Source organism: Paenisporosarcina sp. P4_B8 (assembly GCF_056402175.1).
Window position 1 is genome coordinate 37,470 of record NZ_JBFUHX010000013.1, and the last position, 25,520, is coordinate 62,989.

The 25,520-nt window shown below is 39.2% G+C and carries 26 protein-coding genes; 21 read left to right on the top strand and 5 right to left on the bottom strand.

Annotated elements, in window-relative coordinates:
- Window positions 1–151: 151 nt before the first annotated feature.
- Window positions 152–1,441 (bottom strand): BaiN/RdsA family NAD(P)/FAD-dependent oxidoreductase, encoded by a 1,290-nt coding sequence (locus tag AC1DSK_RS12775; RefSeq protein ID WP_477548052.1) that lies wholly within the window; start codon window positions 1,439–1,441, stop codon window positions 152–154.
- Between the two features lie 111 nt (window positions 1,442–1,552).
- On the opposite strand from AC1DSK_RS12775, the gene AC1DSK_RS12780 reads away from it, so the two are divergent.
- Together AC1DSK_RS12780 and AC1DSK_RS12785 are read left to right on the top strand one after the other, a co-directional pair.
- Window positions 1,553–3,160 (top strand): putative polysaccharide biosynthesis protein, encoded by a 1,608-nt coding sequence (locus AC1DSK_RS12780; protein WP_477548053.1) that lies wholly within the window; start codon window positions 1,553–1,555, stop codon window positions 3,158–3,160.
- Between the two features lie 12 nt (window positions 3,161–3,172).
- Window positions 3,173–3,886 (top strand): pseudouridine synthase, encoded by a 714-nt coding sequence (locus tag AC1DSK_RS12785; protein WP_342543220.1) that lies wholly within the window; start codon window positions 3,173–3,175, stop codon window positions 3,884–3,886.
- 43 nt (window positions 3,887–3,929) lie between these two features.
- Here AC1DSK_RS12785 and AC1DSK_RS12790 read toward each other — a convergent pair whose 3' ends face one another.
- A complete protein-coding gene (locus tag AC1DSK_RS12790) occupies window positions 3,930–4,151 on the bottom strand; it encodes a DeoR family transcriptional regulator (RefSeq protein WP_016426574.1) in 222 nt (73 codons plus the stop codon).
- Window positions 4,152–4,503: 352 nt separating this feature from the next.
- Here AC1DSK_RS12790 and pepV point away from each other — a divergent pair, with 352 nt between their 5' ends.
- The 7 genes from pepV to AC1DSK_RS12825 all read left to right on the top strand — a co-directional run bounded on the left by pepV (window position 4,504) and on the right by AC1DSK_RS12825 (window position 11,170).
- On the top strand, window positions 4,504–5,898 hold the full coding sequence (pepV, locus tag AC1DSK_RS12795; protein ID WP_477548110.1) for a dipeptidase PepV: 1,395 nt from the start codon (window positions 4,504–4,506) through the stop codon (window positions 5,896–5,898).
- Window positions 5,899–5,912: 14 nt separating this feature from the next.
- The gene (gene dat, locus AC1DSK_RS12800; RefSeq protein WP_477548054.1) at window positions 5,913–6,764 is read left to right on the top strand and encodes a D-amino-acid transaminase; all 852 of its coding nucleotides are present in this window, start codon (window positions 5,913–5,915) and stop codon (window positions 6,762–6,764) included.
- Between the two features lie 88 nt (window positions 6,765–6,852).
- On the top strand, window positions 6,853–7,392 hold the full coding sequence (gene thpR, locus AC1DSK_RS12805; RefSeq protein WP_477548055.1) for an RNA 2',3'-cyclic phosphodiesterase: 540 nt from the start codon (window positions 6,853–6,855) through the stop codon (window positions 7,390–7,392).
- A 4-nt stretch (window positions 7,393–7,396) separates the two neighbouring features.
- Entirely contained in the window at window positions 7,397–8,317 is a 921-nt protein-coding gene (locus AC1DSK_RS12810; protein WP_477548056.1) for a diacylglycerol/lipid kinase family protein, read from the top strand.
- Window positions 8,318–8,386: 69 nt separating this feature from the next.
- On the top strand, window positions 8,387–9,043 hold the full coding sequence (gene trmB, locus AC1DSK_RS12815) for a tRNA (guanosine(46)-N7)-methyltransferase TrmB (protein WP_477548057.1): 657 nt from the start codon (window positions 8,387–8,389) through the stop codon (window positions 9,041–9,043).
- Between the two features lie 83 nt (window positions 9,044–9,126).
- Window positions 9,127–9,975: a YtnP family quorum-quenching lactonase gene (locus tag AC1DSK_RS12820; RefSeq protein ID WP_477548058.1), complete on the top strand. Its 849-nt coding sequence runs from the start codon at window positions 9,127–9,129 to the stop codon at window positions 9,973–9,975.
- Window positions 9,976–10,228: 253 nt separating this feature from the next.
- A complete protein-coding gene (locus AC1DSK_RS12825) occupies window positions 10,229–11,170 on the top strand; it encodes a YncE family protein (protein ID WP_477548059.1) in 942 nt (313 codons plus the stop codon).
- Between the two features lie 228 nt (window positions 11,171–11,398).
- Here the strand turns inward: AC1DSK_RS12825 and AC1DSK_RS12830 are convergent, their stop codons facing one another.
- A complete protein-coding gene (locus AC1DSK_RS12830; RefSeq protein ID WP_016426582.1) occupies window positions 11,399–11,713 on the bottom strand; it encodes a hypothetical protein in 315 nt (104 codons plus the stop codon).
- A gap of 170 nt (window positions 11,714–11,883) precedes the next feature.
- Here AC1DSK_RS12830 and AC1DSK_RS12835 point away from each other — a divergent pair, with 170 nt between their 5' ends.
- The 12 genes from AC1DSK_RS12835 to ccpA all read left to right on the top strand — a co-directional run bounded on the left by AC1DSK_RS12835 (window position 11,884) and on the right by ccpA (window position 23,671).
- Entirely contained in the window at window positions 11,884–12,957 is a 1,074-nt protein-coding gene (locus tag AC1DSK_RS12835) for a M42 family metallopeptidase (protein ID WP_477548060.1), read from the top strand.
- Window positions 12,958–13,023: 66 nt separating this feature from the next.
- The gene (locus tag AC1DSK_RS12840; RefSeq protein WP_477548061.1) at window positions 13,024–13,554 is read left to right on the top strand and encodes a DUF84 family protein; all 531 of its coding nucleotides are present in this window, start codon (window positions 13,024–13,026) and stop codon (window positions 13,552–13,554) included.
- 65 nt (window positions 13,555–13,619) lie between these two features.
- On the top strand, window positions 13,620–14,138 hold the full coding sequence (locus AC1DSK_RS12845; RefSeq protein WP_477548062.1) for a hypothetical protein: 519 nt from the start codon (window positions 13,620–13,622) through the stop codon (window positions 14,136–14,138).
- Window positions 14,139–14,151: 13 nt separating this feature from the next.
- Window positions 14,152–14,466 (top strand): thioredoxin family protein, encoded by a 315-nt coding sequence (locus tag AC1DSK_RS12850; protein WP_477548063.1) that lies wholly within the window; start codon window positions 14,152–14,154, stop codon window positions 14,464–14,466.
- A 73-nt stretch (window positions 14,467–14,539) separates the two neighbouring features.
- The gene (locus AC1DSK_RS12855; RefSeq protein ID WP_477548064.1) at window positions 14,540–15,355 is read left to right on the top strand and encodes a DUF1444 domain-containing protein; all 816 of its coding nucleotides are present in this window, start codon (window positions 14,540–14,542) and stop codon (window positions 15,353–15,355) included.
- Window positions 15,352–15,957, top strand: a complete 606-nt coding sequence (gene ytpR / locus AC1DSK_RS12860; protein WP_477531196.1) for a YtpR family tRNA-binding protein — start codon at window positions 15,352–15,354, stop codon at window positions 15,955–15,957. The genes AC1DSK_RS12855 and ytpR overlap by 4 nt, the downstream gene beginning before the upstream one ends.
- Window positions 15,958–16,072: 115 nt before the next feature.
- On the top strand, window positions 16,073–18,592 hold the full coding sequence (locus AC1DSK_RS12865) for a DNA translocase FtsK (RefSeq protein WP_477548065.1): 2,520 nt from the start codon (window positions 16,073–16,075) through the stop codon (window positions 18,590–18,592).
- A gap of 144 nt (window positions 18,593–18,736) precedes the next feature.
- Window positions 18,737–20,032, top strand: coding sequence for a UDP-N-acetylmuramate--L-alanine ligase (murC, locus tag AC1DSK_RS12870; protein WP_477548066.1), 1,296 nt, complete (start codon window positions 18,737–18,739; stop codon window positions 20,030–20,032).
- 147 nt (window positions 20,033–20,179) lie between these two features.
- A complete protein-coding gene (locus AC1DSK_RS12875; RefSeq protein WP_477548067.1) occupies window positions 20,180–20,665 on the top strand; it encodes a DUF948 domain-containing protein in 486 nt (161 codons plus the stop codon).
- Between the two features lie 12 nt (window positions 20,666–20,677).
- On the top strand, window positions 20,678–21,244 hold the full coding sequence (locus AC1DSK_RS12880; RefSeq protein WP_477548068.1) for a YtxH domain-containing protein: 567 nt from the start codon (window positions 20,678–20,680) through the stop codon (window positions 21,242–21,244).
- 222 nt (window positions 21,245–21,466) lie between these two features.
- Window positions 21,467–22,552 carry a bifunctional 3-deoxy-7-phosphoheptulonate synthase/chorismate mutase gene (locus AC1DSK_RS12885; RefSeq protein ID WP_016426593.1) on the top strand — a complete coding sequence of 362 codons (1,086 nt, stop codon included), beginning with the start codon at window positions 21,467–21,469 and terminating at the stop codon, window positions 22,550–22,552.
- Between the two features lie 120 nt (window positions 22,553–22,672).
- The gene (gene ccpA, locus AC1DSK_RS12890; RefSeq protein ID WP_016426594.1) at window positions 22,673–23,671 is read left to right on the top strand and encodes a catabolite control protein A; all 999 of its coding nucleotides are present in this window, start codon (window positions 22,673–22,675) and stop codon (window positions 23,669–23,671) included.
- A gap of 40 nt (window positions 23,672–23,711) precedes the next feature.
- Here ccpA and AC1DSK_RS12895 read toward each other — a convergent pair whose 3' ends face one another.
- Window positions 23,712–24,893, bottom strand: coding sequence for an acetoin utilization protein AcuC (locus AC1DSK_RS12895; protein ID WP_477548069.1), 1,182 nt, complete (start codon window positions 24,891–24,893; stop codon window positions 23,712–23,714).
- On the bottom strand, window positions 24,863–25,510 hold the full coding sequence (locus AC1DSK_RS12900; RefSeq protein ID WP_016426596.1) for an acetoin utilization AcuB family protein: 648 nt from the start codon (window positions 25,508–25,510) through the stop codon (window positions 24,863–24,865). The genes AC1DSK_RS12895 and AC1DSK_RS12900 overlap by 31 nt, the downstream gene beginning before the upstream one ends.
- Between the last annotated feature and the right edge of the window lie 10 nt (window positions 25,511–25,520).

The window sequence follows — 25,520 nt, forward strand, 5'->3', positions numbered from 1 at the left end:
TTTTGGTTCATATATCTTGCTAGGGTTTAGAACCGTACATTTGCGCTAGCCGCATGTTCCGCATGAGCCAACAAAAATAGTGAGATGTAATTAAAAAACGGAGCAAAGTGACTGGATCACTTCGCTCCGTTTTTCGTTAGTTGTGTAATGATTATTTATATTCAACCGGTACGTATGGAATCGTTTTTGCGTATTGTGCAGCGCTCATGCCAGCAATTTTCCCGGTAACGAGAGCGGAGGTAATGTTATACCCGCCAGTATAGCCGTGAATATCCAAAATTTCACCGCAGAAATACAGACCAGGCTTTTTCTTGGAAGCCATCGTCTTCGGTTCAATTTCTTTTACTGAAACACCACCACCGGTAACGAACGCTTTTTCGATAGGTTGAGTGCCATTTACTTTCATCGTAAATGATTTCAACAAGCTGGCTAAAGCTCGAACTTTTTCATTGGACAGGTTAGCACCGATTTCATTCGATTCGATGCCAGCTCGATTTAATAAAAACAACAGCCAACGTTCAGGCGCAACGCCTTTCCAAACATTTTTCACTGATTTCTTGGCATCTTCTTTCATCAACTTGACCAGCATCTGGAAAGCTGACTCCGCATTTTCTTGCGGCAAGGAATCGATAACCATATCAACAGGGGATTCCCCGTTTTTCATGCGTTCTTTGACAACAAATTGACTGCAACGTAAAATAGCGGGACCGCTTAAACCGAAGTGAGTAAATAACATGTCCATTTGATGGGTAATCAACACTTTTCCTTTTTTATTCAAGACAGAGACCGCTACATCACGAAGTGCGAGTCCTTGCAATTCTTTTGAGCGAATGAATTTTTCATCAGACAACAACGGTACTTCAGTTGGATATAAGGTGGTGACTGTATGTCCTGCACGCTGTGCCCATGGGTAACCGTCGCCAGTCGACCCTGTTTGAGGGACAGCTTTCCCTCCAACAGCGAGTACAACGGATTTACTTAAGATTTCTTGTCCACTTTTCAGACGGACGCCAAGAATTTTATCTTCGTTCATCAAAAGTTTCGCAACGGGTCTTTCGAATAGTACTTCTACACGCAACTTTTCCAATTGGCGTACTAAAGTATCGACAACATCCTGAGCCCGATTGGAAACAGGGAACATGCGCCCATGATCTTCTTCTTTCAGCTCAACACCAAGTCCTTCAAAGAAAGTAATGATGTCTTCATTATTGAAAACCGAGAAAGGACTATACAGGAACCGTCCATTACCGGGTATGTGCTTCACAATTTCTTCCTGGGATAATCGGTTCGTAACGTTGCAACGTCCACCGCCGGATATCGCTAATTTTTTTCCAAGTTTCGTTCCTTTTTCAAGAAGTAATACTTTCTTGCCAATTTCACCAGCAGCAATGGCCGCCATTAATCCAGAGGGACCGCCTCCGACAATTATTACATCATACATGGGATAAACACACTTTCTTCTTTTTTCTTTATTATAAACCATTTGTGGTTTTCATGTTCGAGGGGTAAAATATCCTGTAGGTTTTAAAATTTAGAGGTCAGGAAGTTAAACATGTCAAATAATTTATATAAAGGTACGGCCATTCTGACGATTGGTCTATTCCTCTCGAAAATATTAGGGGTTATTTATATCATCCCATTTTACTCGATGGTTGGAGAAGAGAATATTGGGCTGTACCAATATGCATATATTCCATACAATCTTATGCTAGCAGTAGCGATTTCCGGTGCGCCTTTGGCTTTTTCAAAGTTTGTTTCCAAATATAATTCTTTAGGGGATTATGAAACAGGCAGAAGATTATTAAAATCCGGTTTAATGGCGATGCTGGTCACAGGATTCCTATCGTTTTTGTTTTTATATTTCTTTGCGGAACCACTTGCAAGGGTTACCATCGCTGAGAATGAGAAAATATATACGGTTGGAGACGTGACGGATGCCATTCAATGGGTTAGTTTTGCATTGATTGCTGTTCCTTTTATGAGCTTGCTTCGAGGATTCTTCCAAGGGTATAGTTTCATGATGCCAACAGCATCTTCTCAATTGATTGAACAAATCGTACGGATTATCTTTTTACTTGGGGGCACTTTCCTGGTCTTGAATGTTTTTGGTGGAACACCAAAAGAAGCCATTCAAGTAGCTGTACTATCCGCATTTGTCGGTGCACTTGGCGGTATAGTCGTGCTGTATTATTATTGGCGGAAAAAGAAACCGGAATATGACAATTTACTTGAAAAATCTACAGCTTCTTACGATGTGAATTTAAAAGATATGTATAAAGAAATTTTGGTTTATGCAATTCCGGTAGTATTTTTGGGAGTTGCTAATCCACTGTTCCAATTTGTGGATTTATTAACATTCAATCGTGCAATGAGTGATGCAGGACATTCCTTGAAAACCGATTATTTGGGTATTCTGAATCTCACGGCACATAAATTGGTTATGATTCCTGTCATGCTTGCGACCGGATTCTCCATGGCATTGATACCTTTGGTAACTAAATATTTCACGACCAATGAGCATAAGCAATTGTCACGAACGCTTGATCAGACATTCCAAATTCTATATTTCCTTACGATGCCTGCTGTGATTGGAATGACGGTTCTGGCTCCTGAACTCTATCACTTATTCTATGAACAAAGTGCAGTTGGCTCAGATATTCTGGCGCATTACTTGCCTGTTGCCATTCTATTCAGTCTGTTCCCTGTAACTGCTGCCATTTTACAAGGTATCAATCAACAGAGATGGATCATTCTCAACTTGTTGGTTGGATTATTAATTAAATTGGCGTTGAACATTCCGTTAATCAGCTTGTGGGAAACGAACGGGGCTATTGCAGCGACAATTATTGGATACAGTGTTGCAATCTTTATGAACTTTGCTGTATTGGTGGTAACGCAAAACTACCGTTCCATTTTATTGGTAAGAAGAATCGCACTTATTACATTGATAAACGTAGCGATGTTCATTGCCGCTGTCATCACTCGCATGGTGCTAATTCAAATCATGCCTGCCGAATCTAAATTCGGGGCTATGTTGATTATCTTAATTGTAGGTGCAATTGGCGCACTAGTTTATGGAGCCATTGCCCTTCGTTTGGGAATTGCGCAGAAATTATTTGGTGAACGATTAACGAAATATACGAAGAAATTTGGTTTTTAAGGTGGTTCTTTTATGAGGTTAGATAAATTGCTTTCAAATATGGGCTATGGTTCCAGAAAAGAAGTAAAGCTTTTGCTTAAATCAAAAGCAGTTGAAGTAAACGGCGTTTCTGCGAAGGATGTCTCCATGCACGTCGATACGGAAAAAGATTCGATCGTTGTTTATGGGGAAGAAGTTATTTATACAGAGTTTATTTATTTAATGATGAACAAACCACCTGGTGTCATTTCTGCCACGGAAGATAAAAAAGATGAAACCGTCATTGATTTACTTGATCCAGTGGCGCAACATTTTAAACCTTTTCCGGTAGGGCGCTTGGATAAAGACACGGAAGGTCTGTTGATTCTGACGAATGACGGCCATCTATCCCATCAGCTTTTATCGCCGAAAAAACATGTGCCGAAATTATATTTCGCCACTATTGATGGGCGAGTAACGGATGATGATGTGAAGAAGTTTAAAGAGGGTGTCACGCTTGATGATGGGTATTTCACAAAACCTGGTGAGTTGACTATCTTGTCAAGTGGTGAAGTGTCTGAAATCGAGTTGACGATTATGGAGGGGAAATTTCATCAAGTAAAACGAATGTTTGAATCCGTTGGTAAAAAAGTGACGTATCTAAAACGGATGCGTATGGGTTCTCTTCAATTGGATGAAACTCTCGAGCTCGGCGATTATCGTCCATTAACAGAAGCTGAATTAGAAGCATTACAACAGAAAGAATGACCGAGAATTTCTCGGTCATTCTTTTTTACCTTGATTAAGTAGTCTAAGATGTCATTTTTACGCGTTTGTTCGTCGTTGTCCATCTGCCTCGACTTGGACTGCTGACCAAGTCATTAAAGGCTAACACATTCAAATCTCTTTGAACGGTGCGAGGAGTGATGCCGAATTCATCGACTAAGTCTTGTGTCGTAACAATCCCATGATCTCGGATAAACATGTACACATCTTTAATACGATTGAGCATCCGATCAGTAGTTGGTTTCAATGTAGAACCACTCCTTCATCTTATGTTCTCTTGGCAAAAGACTAGCGGACGATATTATGAGTCTTATAGTAGACTCCACTATATTGAATAGAGTGCCGTAAACAGCCCCTTTTCTATTAGTTCGTCAGACTACTGTTGTCTGACAATTCGATTATATAGTAAAAAGCTCAATAATTCTAGTATTATATCTAAAATTTACAGTGTCTTTACAATATTGATATATAAAAACGAATGATTTTGTACAAAAAGTTCTAAAATGTTCGTGTATAAAGAAAGTGAAATTGCCCCCTATGATTTTTCGAAGAAAAGTGTAGAATAGCTTTAAGAAAGTGGCAGGAGGAATTCAAACGTGATTAATTGGATGGAAGAAGCACACAAAAGACAGGATGAACTATTAGCAGAATTACAACAACTGATACAAATTCCCAGTGTTCTGGATGAAACACAATCGTCAACAGATCACCCGTTTGGACCCGAGCCGCTAAAGGCGCTAGAGTGGATGCTTCAAAAAGGTCAGCAAGCGGGAATGCAAGTGAAAAATGTCGATCAAATGGCTGGGCACATTGAAATGGGAGAAGGGGAAGAACTTCTTGGTATTTTAGGACATGTTGATGTGGTGCCAGCAGGCAAAGGTTGGACTTATCCTCCGTTTGAAGGCCATATAGAAAATAACCGTTTGTATGGAAGAGGTGCCATTGACGATAAAGGCCCAACAATGGCTGCTTGGATGGCTATGAAAATGGTGAAAGAAGCTGGAATACCATTAAATAAACGGGTGCGATTAATTATCGGAACAGACGAGGAAAGTGGATTCCGATGCGTAAAACGTTATTTTGAAAAAGAAGAAATGCCGCATATTGGCTTTGCACCTGATGCCGATTTCCCAATTATCAACGCAGAAAAAGGCATTTCTACTTTAAGATTCACTACGGCCAAGGTTGAGCAGGAAGAGCAGTTGCAATCATTCCAAGCAGGGACACGTACAAACATGGTTCCTGATTTGGCAACAGCTGTTGTATATGGTGAACTAGATACAATTGAACAGGAATTTGAACAGTTCACACAGCAACATCAACTGCAAGGTTCAATTGAAAGAAAAGATCATACCATTCAACTGTCATTGGAAGGGAAATCAGCCCATGCCATGGAACCAAATGATGGCATAAATGCGGGTGTGTATCTGGCTGAATTCCTGAAAGATGTTGTGACAACTGCGGGATCTAAGACTTTTGTTGAATTTGTTTCCACATCATTCTTTAACGATTCTAGAGGAAATGCTTTCGGTTTGAACTACAATGATGAAATGTCAGGAGATACAACCTTGAATGCAGGCATCATTTCTTTTGATCCTGCTAAAGGCGGAACGGTGGATGTCAGCTTACGATACTCCGTGACCTATGATTTTGAGAAACAATTGACACAGTGCCAGACGATAATGAGTGACAAAGGAATCGCCGTCGATGTTACATCAAATTCAAAACCACATTATATAGAAGAATCGGATGAGCTTATTCAAAGTTTATCCCGTGTATATGAACGACAGACGGGTGAAAAGGCAACTTTGCTATCCATTGGCGGCGGTACTTATGCGCGTGTCCTTAAAAAAGGTGTAGCGTTCGGAATGTTATTCCCAGGTGAGAAAGATGTAGCCCACCAAGTGGATGAATTTGTTGATATTCCAAATCTAATCAAAGCAGTTGCCATTTATGCAGATGCAATTTGTGAACTGGCTTCAAATCAATCGTAGAAAGAAGGATTTATATGAATTGGGTATTGTGGAATGATCGATTAGTAAAAGACGAAGAAGTACATTTATCTAAAGAAGACCGTGGTTACCAGTTTGGCGACGGCATTTACGAAGTCATCCGAGTATATAATGGCAATATGTTTACGGCGAAAGAACATATTGATCGCTTTTACGAAAGTGCCGATAAAATTAAATTAGTCATTCCATATACAAAAGATGTATTCCATAAAATGATGTACGATTTAATCGAGGCCAACGAAGTGACAACTGGACAGGTGTATGTTCAAATTACGCGCGGTGGAAGTCCAAGACAACATCATTTTCCTACCGAAGCTGTTGAACCGGTTCTAACGGCATACACGAAGTTAGTGGAACGTCCCGTTTCCCAAATGGCGAACGGGGTAGCTGCCAAATCGGTTGAAGATGTACGCTGGTTGCGTTGTGATATTAAGAGCTTGAATTTACTAGGGAATATCATGGCAAAACAAGATGCTTATGAAAATGGATGTTTTGAAGCACTTTTACATAGAGGAGATACAATCACGGAAGGTTCTTCTTCGAATATGTATGGGATTAAAAACGGCGTTCTTTATACACATCCAGCGACCAACTTAATATTAAATGGCATCACACGTCGCGTCATTCTGGCTTGTTGTGAAGAGATCGGTTTACCAGTAGTCGAAGAACCGATGTCTCTATCAACAGTTTATTCAAATGATGAATTCTTCATGTCTTCGACAACTTCGGAAATCATGCCAATTGTCGTCATCGATGGAGTAAAAGTCGGTTCAGGTTTACCTGGAGTTTGGACGAAAAAATTACAAGCCGCATTTGAAGCTAAAATTGAGCAAGCCGTGCATGCATAAGTTAAATGCCTCTCCACTAAGTGGAGGGGTATTTTTTTTAACCTTATTCCTGTAAACTGAGTTGTATAAAAAGGGTGGTGTATATGAGATGCAACATTATTTTATCGGGGTAAAACTACCAAGTGAGCTGTCTCAACAACTGGTCGATACACGGAATGATTGGCAGTTGGAAAAAACACACAAAAGATTGCCTTCTGCAGAGGATTTGCATATCACGTTGGTTTATTTAGGTGCCGTAGAAAGCGAAAAATTGAAGACATTGATGCTAGAGCTGGATGACAATGAATCCTTTGCATCCATGAAACTTACAATTTTTGGAGTGTCCACTTTTGGAAATCCCATTACGCCACGTGTAATCTATGCAGCGATCGAAGAACATCCTAAATTGAGTGAGTTGCAAAGTACAATTCTTGAAAAATGCCTGGATCTTTCATTGCCTGTGGATAAAAAGAAGTTTGTTCCGCATATCACTTTAGCGAAAAAATGGAGTGGACAGCAAGAGGGATTTTCAAAAGAAATGCATATAGCAACAAGTACGTTCAATGTGAATCAATTTTCTGTATACTCCATAAATCCTGGAGTCACGCCTTCTTATCAAGCAATCCATACCATTTACTTAAAGGACTAATTTGATGAAAACAACCATTATTGTCAATCCCACAGCAGCTAACGGAAAGTCGTTGAAACGCTGGGAGCAATTCAAGATTAAATTAAATTTCACATACGATCTCCAGATGACAACCAGACCAAAACACGCCACTACATTAGCGAGAAAATGTGCTGAAACGGGTGAGCCCCAACTGATTATTGCATTTGGAGGAGACGGTACTGCCCATGAAGTAATTGAAGGGATTCTCGATTGTTCAAATTGTATCGCAGGAGTCATCGGCGCCGGATCAGGCAATGATTTTGGACGCGGATTTCTGTCCTTTCAAAACGCGCACGAAGTCAATCAATATGTGCAGTCACAAGGTTTGGCAAATGAAATGGACATCGGTGTAATGAATCATCAGAATAGAAGTTACTATTTTGTTAACAATGCAGGCATTGGTTTTGACGCTTACATTGCATACCAAGTAAACAAATCACCAGTGAAAAAAATATTGAATAAATTCAGTATGGGCAAACTTGCTTATACATTCTTTCTCATTAAGACATTGGTGACATTTCAACACTTCGATTTAACCGTAGAAACGCCTAGTTACAGTCACTCATTCAAAAAAGTATGGTTTGTGACTGTAAGTAACCAGCCCTACTATGGCGGAGGCATGAAAATCTCTCCCCAATCCAATCCAGCTGATGGTCAAATTGAATTAACAGTTGTTCATCATTTGTCACGTATTAAACTGTTACTCGTTTTTGTCTCCGTATATTTTGGGAAGCATACATCGTTTAAAGAAGTACATCAAATGTCAGCTAAATCGTTTGCTTTAACAACTAATGATTATATGTATCGGCACACAGATGGGGAGTTTGCGAGCAAAACGATGCCACAAGTAGCGGACAAATTTACAGTTCTACCTAAGCGGTGGAGAATAACGAAATTGACTTGAACTTGACGATAGCGGGAACTTGGATGATAATGTATAGTCGAAAAGCACGTATGAAAGTAGGAATAGATTATGAGATTACGCAATAAACCATGGGCAGAAGATTTTATCGCTGCACACCCACATATCGTGATACCAAATCCGGAAGACCATAAAGGCAAATGGGAAGAAGTCTTTCAAAATGACAATCCATTGCATATTGAAGTAGGCACTGGAAAAGGTCAATTTGTGACAGGTATGGCGAAAGCCAATCCACATATTAATTATATGGGCATCGAATTATATGACAGTGTGATTGTATCTGCTTTAGAAAATGCGCTGGAAGCGGGAACATTGCCAAACTTGAAACTGTTAAAAGTGAATGGGGCACACTTGGCGAAATTCTTTGAAAAGAATGATGTTAGTTGCGTTTATTTAAATTTCTCGGATCCTTGGCCAAAAGTTAGACACGAGAAAAGAAGATTATCTCACGAAAACTTCTTGAAGTTATACGAGTCAATTTTGATTGATAATGGTGAAGTTCATTTTAAAACAGATAATCGTGGACTTTTTGAATTCTCGTTAATGAGCATGTCAGCATATGGCATGTTGTTGAAATATGTTTCACTGGATTTACATGCAAACATGCCAGAAGATAATATCATGACGGAATACGAAGAAAAGTTTTCTGCAAAAGGACAACCTATCTATCGCCTAGAATCTCAATTTATCACGAAGAAGGCTGATTAAAGTTATAACATACTCGCCACGCAATCAAGAGATTGTCGTGGCGTTTTTTGATACACTGAAAACAGTACAAAGGAGGGTTCCATATGGATCAATATATATTTCACAAAATGACTTTATCATGGTTAAACGGAGGCTTGACAAACTTAGATGGGGGTTCCATGTTTGGGGTGGTACCAAAAATGGTATGGTCAAAAAAATACCCTGCCAACGAAACAAACCAAATTGCCATGAGTACCGACCCAATTCTGATTCAAGTAGATGGGAAAAACTTATTGATTGATACCGGTGTTGGGTTTAATAAAATGGACGAGCGACAATTACGCAATAATGGGGTAAAAGTACAGTCTCAACTCGAGGATTCATTGGCTATGTTAGGGCTGTTGACTGATGATATTCATTACGTTCTCATGACACATATGCATGCCGATCATGCTTCTGGTCTGACAAGAAGAGAAAATAATCAACTTGTTTCTACTTTCCCGAATGCGAAAATTCACTTATCTGCTATTGAATGGAACGAAGTTCGTAACCCAAACATCCGTTCAAGGAATACATATTGGAAAGAAAATTGGGAAGCAATCCAAGGCCAGGTTGAAACATTTGAAGGAGAGCTTGAAGTACTTCCAGGAGTCCGAATGGTTCATACAGGGGGACACAGTGAAGGGCATAGCATCATTAAGCTCGAACAAAATGGCGAAACGATCATCCACATGGCGGATATCATGCCAACACATGCTCATCAAAATCCACTGTGGGTACTGGCTTTTGACGACTACCCAATGACTTCAGTTTTTGCCAAAGAAAAAATAATGAAAGAAGCGTTAGCAAACGGTCATTCATTTATCTTCTATCATGATGCTTACTACCGATTGATCAAGTGGGATGAAACAGGAAAAGAAATCATCGAGAAATTAGAACGGACAAATAATTAATAACTTTTAATGTCTGAACTTTTATAAATGCTTTTATTCTTGGGTTTTCGGATAACTTCAGAGGCTGTACCATTGCCTATTAAATGAACAAGGGGGTAGATGTGGGATCGTCACATCTCCCCCCTTGTCATTGCAAGGAATTCTTTCGCTAGAATGATAGCGGAGGGGATTTTGACTTATTGAGTAGTTCAAGGATAGTGTGGAATAATTGTCTAAAACAGTTTAAGACTTGCAGAGTTAAAGGGGAATGACCATGTTTCAAATGAATATCATCAAAAAACTTAAAACATCATTCGAAATAAAAATATCAAATGATCAAGGATTATTATGTCATACGATGGGAAGTAAGACGATAGTATTTGATACGAAATCATGGGAAAAGGTAGCTGAACTAACTAAACCAAAAAATCCCGGTGATTTAGTGTTTTCAAGAAATAATAGGTATTTATACATCAAAAACGCTCTCGGTACTCTTTGTGTTTATGACACGGCTACGTTTCAGTTAGTCAAGAACATCCAATCAAATAAATCATTGAAAATGACAGAGGGAAGATTTGCAATAACTAAAGACCCCTTCAATATTATAGATATGGTTAAGACTAAAGATGGGAACCAACTTGCTTCACTTAACTTGGATAATGGTGATTCCAAAGTAATTACTACCTACGAAGACTCAATTACTAGATTTACCTACCATCAATATATTCCATCTGAAGATTCTCATCTATTTACCCTGGAATATGATAATAAAGCTGATGACATGCGTGAATATAAATTATTGAAAATTAAAGAGTCAACTCATGAGATTTCTCTATTAAGTCATCCCAATAGATTATCTTGGAAGTACGTTATCTATGATCCAATCCATGATGTCTATATAGTAATGCAAGAGAATTATAAACTTATTGTTGTGGATTCAACCTTTAAAAAAGTATTGAGGGAAAAGACTTTATTCAGCGAAAAAAAGGAAAGAGAGGCAGCTGGATATTTTACCTATATGCATCAATCTTCTAATAGGAAATTTATTGTAATTACCTACAGTAATAAAATATTTATTTTACGTTTTGAAGACTTAGAAGTCTTAATGATTGAAACTATACAGTATGCTTGTTTTGCTGAATTTAGTGATGATAATCAATACTTATTAATTGGTACTTGGAAAAATGGATATGTTTTAGAAAACAATTTGCAGTAGAAAGTGATTTTAATCGAGGAGATTTTCATAGGTGTTTGCAGCCGTTTATCCATTCCGTATTAATGGCCAATCAGAATCGATTATGCAAACGGCCCTATTTATGTTGGCGAACACGATTTGTATGAAGAAGTAGAGAAAGAAGATTGATGAAAAGACTCTCCATATTATACTTCTTGCAATTTTTATTATAAAAATAGCGATCCCGAAAAAAATGGGATCGCTTTTGTATTATATTTTGATTAATTCAACGACAGTACCTGTACGGGCATCAGCGAAAAATTCGAATTGCTCGATTTCCCCTTCATGCACACGTGAAATGCCACCTCTGTAAACATCAGTCGAGATCGCTTGACGTTTGAAAGGTTCTGTCTTCATATAAATCCACGACCCATCAATAGGTCCTTCAGCTTTAAAAGATTGTTTGATGCCATGCAAAACAAGTTCGGCCGGTTTCGTTGGGTCAATTCGATGGGCAGCTTCGCGAATTAAAAATCCTGCCGCGATACCCGTGGAAAATCCAAGAAGTAAATCTCTCGTTCTCATTAAATAACCTCCTAATAAAACCATTTTTTTCAGTGTATCATAATTGAGTCCGCCAAACAGTGTGTAAATCACTCATGTGAATAATTCGATTGTCGAAAGAAAAAAGATGGAAATGTTCTGATAAATCGACTACAATATGAAAGACTGTAAGTACTTAGGGGGATATGACATTGAACTCAGAAACACTTCAATTATTTAAAACATTAACTGAACTTCCAGCAGCTCCAGGCAATGAACATGCCATGAGAAAGTTTATGAGAAGCGAACTTGAAAAATACTCTGATGAAATTGTCCAAGACCATTTAGGTGGCATCTTTGGATTGAAAAAAGGGGATGACCAAGGTCCTCGTATCATGGTTGCAGGGCATATGGATGAAGTCGGCTTTATGGTAACGCAAATTACAAAAAACGGCATGTTACGATTCCAGCCATTAGGTGGATGGTGGAGTCAGGTTTTACTTGCACAGCGTGTCGAGATTATTACAGATAATGGACCAGTTGTAGGAGTCATCGGTTCGATTCCCCCACATTTATTAAGTGATGCTGTACGCAACAAGCCAATGGATATTAAAAATATGCTCATTGATATTGGTGCGGATGATTTGGAAGATGCCAAAAAAATTGGTATCCGACCTGGTCAGCAAATTGTCCCGGTCTGTGCATTTACGCCAATGGCAAATAATAAAAAAATATTGGCCAAAGCATGGGATAACCGTTATGGTTGTGGCCTTGCGATTGAATTGTTAAAAGAATTGAAAGATGAAAAATTACCAAACACACTTTATTCAGGTGCCAATGTAATGGAAGAAGTGGGTTTAAGAGGAGCACAAACAGCTGCAAGCTTAATCAAACCTGATTTGTTCTTCGCTTTGGATGCGAGTCCTGCAAATGATATGTCTGGTTCTAAATCAGAATTCGGTCAACTTGGCAAAGGAACATTGCTCCGTATTTTTGACCGCTCCATGATTACACATCGTGGAATGCGTGAATTTGTATTGGATACTGCTGAAACACACAATATTCCATATCAATATTTCATTTCTCAAGGTGGAACTGATGCTGGACGCGTACACATGTCAAATGAAGGCGTACCGAGTGCAGTTGTGGGGATTTGTTCACGATACATTCATACATCGGGTTCAATTATTCACACGGACGATTATGCAGCGGCAAAAGAATTAATTGTGAAATTAGTCCGTTCTGCTGACAAAACAACACTCGAGACCATTCGTCAAAATGTATAGTAAACCAAAATAATAAAGAAGTGCCTGAAAAGGCGCTTTTTTTGTGCGAAATTCAAGGAGACTCATATGAAAATTGCTATTGGAACAAAAAATCAGGCAAAAGTGAACGCAGTAGAAAATATATGTTCTTCATTACTGGAAAATGTGGATTTCATTTCAGTTTCTGTACCCTCGAATGTTTCGGATCAACCAATTGGAGACGAAGAAACTTTACTCGGTGCAAAAAACCGAGCATGGTTAGCTTTCAAGGAATCCCAAGCGGAAATTTCTTTCGGACTCGAGGGAGGAGTAAAAGAGATAAATGGTCAACTGTTTGTTTGCAACTGGGGTGTACTGCATACGAAAACAGGTCAGCAATTTATCGCTGGAGGCGCCCAGATTCCTTTGCCTGCAGAAGTGGCAGAACCCATCCGAAATGGGGAAGAGCTTGGACCTGTAATGGAATCCTACACGAAACAAGCGGGAATACGACATAAAGAAGGTGCCGTAGGTGTGTTCACTAACGGACTTGTCAATCGCAGTGTGATGTTTGAACACATTGTCAAACTATTGATAGGTCAATACTTATATGCCAATCCTACGCAAAAAACGACTTAAGTTGCAACGATAGGGGAACCATATTAAAATAGAACATAGTGCTTTCTTAGATAGGAGGGAAAAACATGAGACGAAAATGGATGCGAATTGCGATCGCACCTTTCTTATTAGTAACTTTAGCTGCTTGTTCTGCAACTCCTGAAGAACAAATGGGAGAAGGAATAAATGCTGCAAAAGAAGCTTTTCAAAATGAATCAGCTGAGCCGAATGAACAAATTGAAAATGTTGAATTATTTGTTCCAAAAGGCTTTTCTATAGAGGAAGATTCGGACGAAACGAACATCGTCATGAAGGATAACGACGAATCGTATGTGTTGTTTGTAAACCCGAATGAACAACAAGATAGTCAGTTATTTTATGATTTATTACAAGCTGAGAAAAAAGATGACATTAAAGCTCAAGAGACTTTTGAGCAAAATGGTCGCTTTGGTTTCATCGCTGTTTTACCATCAGGTGAGGAACAATACGAAATTATGGCAAGTATCGGTGGCGTGAAACTAACGACCATTTCGGATAAAGCTAACATTTCGGAGAACATGGAACAAATGATGGAAATTGTTCGTTCTGTAAAAATTGATTCATAAAGGAGGAATTCAAATGAGAGATTTACAATCTGTTGAAGAATTCCAAGCTCTGAAAGTAACGGAAGATGTAGTGTTTCTATTTACGGCAGGCTGGTGTCCGGATTGTCATTTTATTGACCCTTTCATGCCAGAGGTTGAAGAGAAGTTTGAAAGCTTCACATTTGTATCTGTTAACCGTGATCAATTTATTGATTTGTGTGCAGAACAAGAGATATATGGAATTCCGAGTTTCTTAGTCTTTAGAAACGGACTGGAAGCAGGGCGTTTTGTCAGCAAAGACCGTAAAACTAAGGAAGAAATAGAACAATTCCTAACCGAACTTCTTTAGAATGTTCCAATATTATGAGAGCGGTTCCGCCCAAACGGTAGGAACCGCTTCCTTTTGTAAAGGATGTGAAAATTTGAAACCAGAACAATTAGTTGAACGATTAAAGCAAGAACTACCGAATCCTTCATTCACGTGGCAACATGATAAAAAAACTGATCGAATGCGTCTGAATCATACTGGGTTGAATAAAGGTATGGAAATTTCACTGCCAGAAATTTTGGCTAAATATGAAATGAAAAAAGATCTGGCAATCCAAGAGGTTGTCTATACCATTAGCCAGACTTTCGACGCGATGGAACAGGAAACCAAAGGCTTGACTAAATCAACATCACATATTTATCCTGTTATCCGTTCAACTTCATTCCCGTTGAAATCGAATGAAGGACATGCATTCGTAGTTACTGATCATACAGCGGAAACACGAATCTATTATGCACTGGACCTGGGAAATACGTATCGATTGCTCGATGAACAAATGATGAGTCAGTTAAATATCACAGATTCAGAGATGAAGGAAGCTGCGCGTTTCCAAGTCAGAAAACTGTCAACCGACATGAAAGAAGACCATGTGGCAGGAAATATATTTTACTTTGTCAATGCGAACGATGGATATGACGCCAGTCGTATTTTAAATGAACAATTTTTGAAAGACATGCAAACGAAAATTAAAGGAGATATGACATTGTCAGTGCCTCATCAAGATGTGTTAATCATCGGAGATATTCGAAACGAAGCAGGTTATGATGTACTTGCCCAGTTAACCATGCATTTCTTTACAGTAGGCAAAGTGCCAATCACATCTTTATCTTTCATTTACGAAGACGGGGAATTGGAACCGATCTTTATTATGGCCAAAAATCGCGTACAAAAGGAGAATAATGACAAATGAATATTTTTTACAATACAAAAGGTGTCGGAGATGTGCTTTTAGTACAACTGGTACCAAATACATTTGAAGAAGTGACAACTGAAACTAAAGGTGACATTACGTTAATCAAAGATGCAAAGACAGGCAAAGTTGGGGCATTTAATGTATTTAACTCGAGTAAATATCTTCAATTGACTGAGCAAGGCTCCGTTGAAGTAACAAAAGAAATCGTGGAATCTTTACAACAACTGCTGATCAATCATGATTTGGACCTGAAATTAGAGGTCGACTTTTCGCCTAAATTTGTAGTTGGCTATGTTTCTTCTAAAGAAAAACATCCAAATGCTGATAAATTAAATGTTTGCCAAGTTGAAGTGGGCGAAGAAACGCTTCAAATTGTATGTGGAGCCCCTAATGTGGAAGCGGGCCAAAAAGTAGTAGTAGCAAAGGTTGGCGCTGTGATGCCAAGTGGTCTAGTGATCAAAGATGCAGAATTACGTGGCGTTGCATCGAGTGGTATGATTTGTTCGGCGAAAGAATTGGCTTTACCAGATGCACCTACAGAAAAAGGGATTTTAGTATTAGAAGACACTGCTGAAATAGGATCAGCTTTCCAAGCATAAACTAGGTAAAACTCTGTGTACTCAAGGATTTTGATGCGCAGAGTTTTTTTAAGCCGTTTGATTTGACTTACAAACCTGCTAAAATGGAAGCATTGACACGAAAAGAGGGTTTGTATTGAATTGGTTGACCAAAACATTAAAAAAAGTATTTTCAGAAGAATCAATAGAAAAAGATGAAGTAATATTAATAGAAGAACTTGAGCAGACTACATACAGAGAGACCAAAACACCTTTCCGGTTCCCATTAATCAGCGATGATGAGAAAGATCGTTCAGAAGATGCTGATTTAGATGAGGTCGAAAAGGAAGAAGAATATCAACCCTTATATATGCATAAACAATGGCAGCAGAAGCGACAAAACACAGTTGTCCATCAAGCGACAAAACCAAGAGTAGAGCACTCAAGTATTCCAAGTCCAAGAGAAAGCTTTTCGACCACAAGAGATAGCTTCCAAGAAGTAAAGCCAAGAATAACAAAAGTGCCTGTTCAGTCGAAGCTGTTTGTCCCTTCAGAAGTTCCATCCCCTATCCATGGTTTCAATCGCCCAAAAATATCTCCGATTGATGATCTATTAGCCAAAAAGAATATGGGTGAAGTGAATAAAGAAACAGCGGCTACCATTATCGAAGAAAGTGAATCACCGACGATTAAGCCATCTGGAACCATCATCAAACAAAGCGAACAGGAAATGAAAAAGCATCAACCTATCATAGAAAAAGAGATAGTTCGGGAAACACCTTTCCGTTCGAAAATATCTCCTTTTGATGAGATGTTGGCTAAAAAGAATGAGATTAAAGTCGTTGAACAAGAGGCGAGTGTATTTGTTGAAGTTAAACCGACTGAAACAAACATTTCCAAGCAAGTAGAATCTGAAATGCTCGAACAATCAGCAACAATCGAAAAAGAAGTTGTATATGAGTCCCATAAAAAGGTTGAAGAACAGTTGGATGTAGAGATGCCATTGACTATTGATGAGCAAGTAACCGACATCCCATTAACAGAAAAGAAAAAGAAATCTTTGCCTTTTAATGTGATGATGCTTAATTCTGATAAGGCAAAATATCAGCAAGCCACAACACGAACAAATATGATACCTACTATAATGCCAAAACAAGAGATTCCTAGTAAACCAATCGAACAACAGCCAGTGGATGCTCCTGTTGAAAGGTCGACTGGTCAGGACCAACAACTTGATCATGCAATTGTGGAAGATAGCCAGCCTGGCTATATTTTCCCGAGAGAGAGATATTTAGTACCACCTGAGCAAAAGACGCAAGATAACGAGTGGATGAGCATGCAAGCTGCTCGATTAATCGAATCCTTGTCTTATTTCCAAGTTAAAGCGGAAATTGTAAGCATGGTTCAAGGTCCTGCTGTCACACAATTTGAAATGACAGTCGGTCAAGGGACGAAAGTAAGCAAAATTCGTAATCTGGCGGATGATTTGAAATTGGCACTTGCTGCGAAAGACATTCGGATACAGGCACCGATTCCTGGGAAAAGTTCGATTGGAATTGAAATTCCAAACCAAACGTCCCGTCCTGTCCGTCTATCGGAAGTTGTCGGGAGTTCAAATTTCACGGATTCTGACTCACCGCTTGAAGCAGCTCTCGGACTAGATTTGACTGGGACACCTATTACCATTGATTTGCGTAAAATGCCACATGGCTTAATTGCTGGAGCAACGGGATCAGGTAAGTCAGTTTGTATTAATTCTTTATTAATCAGTTTATTATATAAAGCCACGCCGAAAGAATTAAATTTACTCCTGATTGATCCGAAAATGGTAGAACTGGCACCCTTCAATCATATCCCTCATCTCGTCAGTCCCGTCATTACTGACGTTAAGGCTGCAACTGCCGCACTAAAATGGGCAGTAGAAGAAATGGAACGCCGTTATCAGCTGTTTGCTCATACAGGGGTAAGGGATATCACGCGTTATAATGCAATGGCAGAAGAGAAAAGACAATTTGCACAAAAAATGCCTTATTTGTTGATTGTTATTGATGAATTGGCAGACTTAATGATGATGGCACCTACGGAAGTGGAAGAATCCATTTGTCGGATTGCCCAAAAAGCACGTGCTTGCGGGATTCATTTAGTGGTCGCTACACAACGTCCGTCTGTAGATGTCATAACAGGACTGATTAAAGCAAATATCCCGACTCGTATCGCATTTTCAGTATCCTCACAAATAGATTCGCGTACAATTTTGGATGTCCAAGGTGCTGAAAGGTTACTCGGACGAGGCGACATGCTCTACCTTGGCAATGGTATGTCTGCGCCAATCCGTATACAAGGGACCTACGTAACGGATGAAGAGATGGAAGAAATTATTGAACACGCACGTAGTCAGGGAGAACCATCATATTTATTTGAGCAAGAGGAATTGGTACGTCGTCTGGAAGTGGCAGAAGATCAGGATGAGTTATTTGAAGAAGCATGCCGATTTATTTTGGAACAAGGCTCTGCTTCAACTTCACTGCTTCAACGTAAGTTTCATATAGGCTACAACCGTGCAGCAAGACTTGTTGACTTAATGGAACAGCATGGATATGTTTCGGAATCAAGAGGAAGTAAAGCACGGGAAGTTTTCATTACAGAAAATGATTTACAGCTTCTTTTTAATGATTGACAATGGAATTGAGAATAACCCCAGACAGGTCTATATAATTGTGGGAAAAATCGTTCATTTCTAGGCAAGATTAAATGATGATATAATGGGGTAAGGAATTATTGATAATAAAGTACGGGCACCTTTCCCAGGAGGTTTATACAAATGACAGTGTTTCATTTTACAGGAATTAAAGGGTCTGGCATGAGTTCACTTGCACAAATTTTGCACGATGCAGGGAACCAGGTTCAGGGCTCTGATATAGAGAAACATTTCTTCACTGAAGATCCACTAAGAAAACGTGACATCAAAATCTTGCCATTTAACGCAGATAATATTGAAAAAGGCATGACCGTAATTGCGGGGAATGCATATAAAGACAATCATGAAGAACTTATTCGTGCTAACGAATTAGGAATCGATGTAATCCGTTATCACAAGTTTTTAGGGAACTTAATGGGCCAGTACATCTCGGTAGGTATTACAGGATCACATGGCAAAACTTCTACAACGGGTTTGATGTCACATGTATTAAGTGGCTTTGCACCGACTTCATATTTAATTGGAGATGGAACGGGTCATGGTGAATCGCAAGCACAATACTTTGCTTTTGAAGCATGTGAATACCGTCGTCATTTCCTAGCATACCATCCTGATTACATGATCATGACTAATATCGATTTTGATCATCCGGATTATTTTGGTGGCATCGACGATGTGGTTGAGGCATTCCAATCAATGGCGCTTCAAGTGAATAAGGCCATTATTGCATGTGGTGATGATGAACATCTACAAAAAATTCATGCCAATGTTCCCGTTGTGTTTTATGGATTTGGCTCAGAAAATGACTTTGAAGCTCGTAATGTGGTGAAAACGACTTCTGGGTCTACATTCGATGTTTTCGTTCGAAATGAATTTTACCGTACATTTGAAATTCCTTCATTCGGAGACCATGCCGTACTAAATGCATTGGCTGTCATTTCTTTGTGTAATTACGAAGGAATCCCTGCTGATATCATTCAGCAGCAGTTGCATTCATTCGGTGGCGTCAAACGCCGTTTTTCTGAAACCAGAAAGGGAGAACGAATCTTAATTGACGATTATGCACACCATCCGACTGAAATCAAAGTAACCATCCAGTCGGCTCGTCAGAAGTATCCAAATCGTGAAGTCATTGCAATATTCCAACCTCATACGTTTTCACGCACGCGCGCATTCCTTAAGGAGTTTGCAGAGAGCCTGGAAACGGCTGATAACGTATATTTGTGTGATATCTTCGGATCAGCACGTGAAAATGCAGGAGACTTAACCATCGATGATTTATGTGATCTGATTGACAACTGTGTTGTCCTGAAAACCGAAGAAATTGATGTGTTACTGAAGCATCAAAATGCTGTATACTTATTCATGGGTGCAGGGGATGTTCAAAAGTTCCAAGCTGCCTTCGAACAAAAAATATAATTTCACAAAACTCTGGTCTTTTTTGACTGGAGTTTTATTTTTATGGAGGAAATAAAATGTTTTTGTGGAATAAAGATAACATAGATGTTTATTTACCACTATGTGTGGGAAAATAGGTAGTATGTACAATCTAGAGGAGGAACTCGAATGGAAATAATATTATACATAGCAGCGTTGGTTGCAGCTATAGGCTTTCTCGTTCTTTGCGTTAGTCTTGCGATGACATTTACATCGCTGAAGAAGACGCTTAATGAATTTTCAGACACAATGTCTGGATTAGAAGGTCAATTACAAGGAGTAACAAAAGAGACAACAGAATTATTGCATAAGACAAATGGTTTGGCTTCAGATATTCAAAATAAATCTGAAAAACTGAACAGTGTTGTAGATGCCGTGAAAAATGTAGGGGAGTCAGTAAATGGCTTAAATACATCAATCCGACGCATTACATCGTCAATTACGACAGAGGTAGAACGCAATGAAGATAAGATTGCGCAAGTTGTGCAATGGAGCAATGTTGCTCTAGGCATTCGCGACAAGTGGAAAGAAAGAAAAGCAATTGAAGAAGCTAGAGCAGGTTACACGATTTATGCAAGCGAACCAGATAAATCATATAGAGATACCAAAAAATAAGGGGGAACCAACATGACACAATTTAAACCAAATTATAACGAGGCAAAGTACAACCACGAGTTTTATTCGAATAAATCCAATCAGACGGAAGCCTATCTTCCACAAGCGTATGAGTATTCGAATGGACAGCACCGAGATCCAATTTATTCAAAATCAAGTGATGATATGAATTCTAAAGATTTCTTAATCGGTGCATTGGTAGGCGGAATTATTGGAGCAGCTACTGCTTTATTCCTTGCTCCAAAATCGGGTGCTGAGCTTCGTGGTGATGTGACAACTCAAGCTTCTTATCTAAAAGAAAAAACGGTTGATTTATCATCAACTGCTAAAGAAAAAACGTCTCAATTATCAACTCAATTAAAAGAAAAATCAGGTCCTTTGGTAGATAAAGTCAAGTCAATTAAATCAAAAACGCCAACGTTAATGGATGATGGTACAGTTTCATCAGAAGGCGAAGAGCCAATCGATTTCATGGAAACTGTAACGAATACAGTGAATGAAGTTGTTGGGGAAAGCTCAAACGAAACTTCAACCGCACAAGCATTAAAAGAAGCTGTAGACGTCAAGAAAAGTCTATAATATTAAGAATTAAAAAGCCCGCATAGTTGATATGTGGGCTTTCTCTTGTATAAAACAATGAGTACAATAAGCATTAAAACTTTCGCGCGTTGAAGCGTTAAAGATATTTTGCGTGACTTTTAGAAATGTACATACTATAATGGTTCTAATATCAAAAAAAGCATCATACATCTTCCGTTTGGATTTCGTGAATTTCGTATGGGTAAGAGAGGAGATCAAGGTATGAGCCATCAAGAATTAGATAGCTTACGCACAAATGTTGACGAATTAAACTTAGAAATTCTTCGTTTAATCAATGAGCGTGCAGCAGTTGTAAAAGAAATTGGAAAAGTAAAAGAAAAGCAAGGTGTCAACCGATATGATCCTCTTCGCGAACGTCATATGTTGAACTTACTAAAAGAAAACAATGCGGGTCCACTACCGCAATCAACTGTAGATCATATTTTCAAGGAAATCTTTAAAACTGCACTGGAGCTTCAGGAAGATGATCACCGTAAAGCACTTCTTGTTTCTCGTAAAAAGAAAGCAGAAGATACAATTGTTGTGATTAATGGGGAACGCATTGGAGAAGGCAAGCCATCATTTGTATTCGGTCCATGTGCTGTAGAATCATTTGATCAAGTTGCAGCTGTAGCAAATGCAATCCAACATAAAGGCTTGAGAATGATCCGAGGAGGAGCTTACAAACCTCGTACATCACCTTATGATTTCCAAGGTCTTGGACTTGAAGGTTTGAAAATCCTTAAGCGTGTTTCAGAGCAATACAATCTTGCAGTTGTTTCTGAAATTGTGACACCTCATCATCTAGAAGAGGCATTAGATTACATTGATGTTGTTCAAATCGGCGCACGTAACATGCAAAACTTCGAGTTATTGAAAGCAGCAGGTGCCATTAACAAACCGGTGTTATTGAAACGCGGAATGGCTGCAACGATTGATGAATTTATCCATGCTGCCGAGTACATCATCTCCCAAGGAAATGATCAAATTATTTTATGTGAACGTGGAATTCGAACATACGAAAAAGCGACACGTAATACACTCGATATTTCAGCAGTTCCAATATTAAAACAAGAAACACATTTACCTGTGTTTGTGGATGTAACCCATTCAACAGGACGTCGTGATTTACTATTGCCTACAGCGAAAGCGGCAATTGCCATTGGTGCAGATGGTGTTATGGCTGAAGTACATCCAGACCCAGCTGTTGCTTTATCTGATGCAGCACAACAAATGAACTTACAGCAATTTGACGAGTTTTACGATTCTCTTCAAAAGTTCATGAAATCATACGAATTTCAATCATAAGCATCCTACCGGTTCAATTTCTGAACCGGTATTTTTCTTTCGTTTGACGTAACGTTGGAAAACGTCAGAAAACTATTATATGATGGTATGAGATAGGGACCGAGCAGGGAGTGTAAGCACATGACAATTACAATTTATGACGTAGCACGTGAAGCTAGCGTTTCGATGGCAACGGTTTCACGAGTTGTTAACGGCAATCCGAATGTAAAACCGGCTACTCGGAAAAAAGTGCTGGACGTTATTGAACGATTGGAGTATCGTCCAAATGCGGTTGCCAGAGGACTGGCAAGCAAGAAAACAACTACAGTTGGAGTTATTATTCCAGATATATCAAATATTTTTTACGCAGAACTTGCACGAGGAATAGAAGATATTGCGACCATGTATCGCTATAATATTATATTATCAAACTCGGATCAACGAGAAGATAAAGAGTTACAACTCCTGGAAACGATGTTTGGAAAACAAGTGGATGGAATTGTGTTCATGAGTGAACATGTATCGACAGAGTTGTTAAATATGATGGAGCGATCGCCCGTACCGATCGTTTTAGCAGGTACAATTGATCCTTCAGGGAAAATGCCTTCTGTAAATATCGACTATCACCAGGCAGCTTATGAAGCGGTTAATCGCTTGCTTCAAAATAATCACAAACGAATCGCGTACGTTTCTGGGTCATTATCGTCCACCATTAATCGTGCATTCAAGTTCACAGGCTATGAAAAAGCTTTAGGGGATGCAGGTCTTGATATGAACGAAGAATTGGTAGTGGAAAGTGAAGCCACTTATGACGCAGGGCATGCAGCATTCAGTAATTTAAAGAGTATGCAAGATGCACCTACGGCTTTCTTTGCAGGAAACGATGAACTGGCCATTGGGCTAATTCATGGAGCTCAGGATTCCGGTTTCCATGTTCCTAACGACATTGAAGTCATTAGTTTTGAAAACTCGAAGCTAGCACGAATGGTGCGTCCAGAATTAACAAGTATCGTGTTACCTCTATACGATATTGGAGCGGTATCCATGCGTCTGCTGACAAAATATATGAACAAAGAACAAATTGATGAGAAAACAGTAATATTGCCACACCGAATTGAAGAAAGAGATTCCGTGAAATAATGGAAGGAGTGGACTATGCTTAGCGTAGTCCACTCCTTTTTTAATGAGATCGAATTAAATAAAGTGCCTTGTTCAACACTTGTTTATTCTTTTCGGTAATTTCTTCTTTACGAGGTATGGGTTCATATAAGTTATCTGGATCCAACCAGGTGGGAATTAATGGTACGGGTGATTCTGGTTGCCATTTCTCCAACCACTCTTTCGGTAGATTAACTTGAGGAAGTGGAATATTATTCATTTCCATCCACAATAACGACCAGGCTCTTGGCACCACTCTCCATATATCGTATCCTCCACCACCGACGGCAATCCATTTGCCGTCACAATATTCGTGGGCCAGCTGATGGGCAAGCTTCGGAATCTCGTGGTAGATTTTCATAGATCCATATAGATGAGTCAGTGGATCAAAATAATGTGCATCTGCTCCATTTTGACTGATGATGACGTCTGGTTTGAAATAGGCAGCAATCTCTCGGAAAGCAGTCATATAAAGTTCCAAAAATGATTCATCTTCTGTAAAAGCATCTATTGGTAAATTGAATGAAGTTCCATAACCCTGACCGGTACCACGTTCTGTTACATTACCGGTTCCAGGAAATAAGTATCTCCCAGTTTCATGAATGGAGATTGTACACACATCAGGATCCTCATAAAAGCTCCATTGTACACCATCTCCATGGTGAGCATCCGTGTCAATATATAGTACACGGGCTTTATACTTCTGCTGTATGTATTTAATTGCGACCGAACTGTCATTGTAGACACAAAATCCAGATGCGCGCCCATGAAAGCCATGATGCAGTCCGCCACCAAGATTTAGGGCATGCGAAGCTTTATTTTCCATTACATAATCCACGGCAGTTAACGTGCCACCGACCAAACGAGCACTGGCTTCGTGCATATTCGGAAAAATAGGAGTGTCATCGGTTCCAATACCGTAACTCTCTGTTTCTGAAGAAGTGACAAGCCCTTTGCTCGCTTTTTTGACGATATCAATATATCGTGCATCATGCGCAAGCAATAGCTCGTCGTCCGTTGCAATGCGGGGAGCGATGATGTCTTCATCTGTAAGCGCATTCATTTTTCGTAACAAATCGGTTGTCAAAGTCAGCCTTTTCTGATTGAATGGATGGTTCTCAGAAAATTTATAGCCCAATTGATCATCCGAATATATATAAACCGCATGTTTTTTTAGTTTGTCATTCCCGGCATGTTCGGCCATAGCACATCGAAACCTTCTTTACGTATATCTTCAATAATTCCGAGAGGGTTCATCGTCATTACACGGAATACCAAGATCTTGTTGTTGTCATTTTGGATATCTGGATACACAAGAACACTTAATACATTTGAATTATGATCATGAAAAACTTTGGAAACTTCAAATAATATCCCAGGCTTATTCGGTACACGAACCTCAATTTGAGAACCTGGTTGGTGGGCGCCTGTTAATTCAATATATTTATATAATAAATCTGTTTCTGTAACGATACCAACTAATTTCCCACCACTGACGATGGGCAGACACCCTATTTGTTGATCATAGAAAATCGTGGCAACTTCTTCAACAAAGTCCAGCGGATGTCCGGTTATGGGATTTTTCGTCATAATTTCTTCAAGAGGTGTTGAGTATATATCCTGATTATGTCCTACCATCCGATTGGAAGGTGTGGCATCTTTGATATCTCTATCTGATACAATCCCTACTACTTTGCCTTCATTATCGGTAATCGGCAAGTGTCTGATTTTACTTTCACGAAGGAGACTGATTGCATCTTTAATCGAATGTGAAGGCTGTAAGGTCAAGACATTTGTTTTCATCATTTGTTCCACAATCATATGTCAAAAA

Bases quoted from the DNA above. Each gene is read 5' to 3' on its own strand.
- AC1DSK_RS12775 (WP_477548052.1), bottom strand. From the start codon at position 1,441: ATGTATGATGTAATAATTGTCGGAGGCGGTCCCTCTGGATTAATGGCG.
- AC1DSK_RS12845 (WP_477548062.1), top strand. From the start codon at position 13,620: ATGAGACGAAAATGGATGCGAATTGCGATCGCACCTTTCTTATTAGTA.
- thpR (WP_477548055.1), top strand. From the start codon at position 6,853: ATGCAACATTATTTTATCGGGGTAAAACTACCAAGTGAGCTGTCTCAA.
- AC1DSK_RS12880 (WP_477548068.1), top strand. From the start codon at position 20,678: ATGACACAATTTAAACCAAATTATAACGAGGCAAAGTACAACCACGAG.
- AC1DSK_RS12900 (WP_016426596.1), bottom strand. From the start codon at position 25,510: ATGATTGTGGAACAAATGATGAAAACAAATGTCTTGACCTTACAGCCT.
- AC1DSK_RS12840 (WP_477548061.1), top strand. From the start codon at position 13,024: ATGAAAATTGCTATTGGAACAAAAAATCAGGCAAAAGTGAACGCAGTA.
- trmB (WP_477548057.1), top strand. From the start codon at position 8,387: ATGAGATTACGCAATAAACCATGGGCAGAAGATTTTATCGCTGCACAC.
- ccpA (WP_016426594.1), top strand. From the start codon at position 22,673: ATGACAATTACAATTTATGACGTAGCACGTGAAGCTAGCGTTTCGATG.
- AC1DSK_RS12785 (WP_342543220.1), top strand. From the start codon at position 3,173: ATGAGGTTAGATAAATTGCTTTCAAATATGGGCTATGGTTCCAGAAAA.
- AC1DSK_RS12875 (WP_477548067.1), top strand. From the start codon at position 20,180: ATGGAAATAATATTATACATAGCAGCGTTGGTTGCAGCTATAGGCTTT.
- AC1DSK_RS12830 (WP_016426582.1), bottom strand. From the start codon at position 11,713: ATGAGAACGAGAGATTTACTTCTTGGATTTTCCACGGGTATCGCGGCA.
- AC1DSK_RS12780 (WP_477548053.1), top strand. From the start codon at position 1,553: ATGTCAAATAATTTATATAAAGGTACGGCCATTCTGACGATTGGTCTA.
- ytpR (WP_477531196.1), top strand. From the start codon at position 15,352: ATGAATATTTTTTACAATACAAAAGGTGTCGGAGATGTGCTTTTAGTA.
- murC (WP_477548066.1), top strand. From the start codon at position 18,737: ATGACAGTGTTTCATTTTACAGGAATTAAAGGGTCTGGCATGAGTTCA.
- AC1DSK_RS12895 (WP_477548069.1), bottom strand. From the start codon at position 24,893: ATGGCCGAACATGCCGGGAATGACAAACTAAAAAAACATGCGGTTTAT.
- AC1DSK_RS12810 (WP_477548056.1), top strand. From the start codon at position 7,397: ATGAAAACAACCATTATTGTCAATCCCACAGCAGCTAACGGAAAGTCG.
- dat (WP_477548054.1), top strand. From the start codon at position 5,913: ATGAATTGGGTATTGTGGAATGATCGATTAGTAAAAGACGAAGAAGTA.
- AC1DSK_RS12885 (WP_016426593.1), top strand. From the start codon at position 21,467: ATGAGCCATCAAGAATTAGATAGCTTACGCACAAATGTTGACGAATTA.
- AC1DSK_RS12825 (WP_477548059.1), top strand. From the start codon at position 10,229: ATGTTTCAAATGAATATCATCAAAAAACTTAAAACATCATTCGAAATA.
- AC1DSK_RS12820 (WP_477548058.1), top strand. From the start codon at position 9,127: ATGGATCAATATATATTTCACAAAATGACTTTATCATGGTTAAACGGA.
- AC1DSK_RS12850 (WP_477548063.1), top strand. From the start codon at position 14,152: ATGAGAGATTTACAATCTGTTGAAGAATTCCAAGCTCTGAAAGTAACG.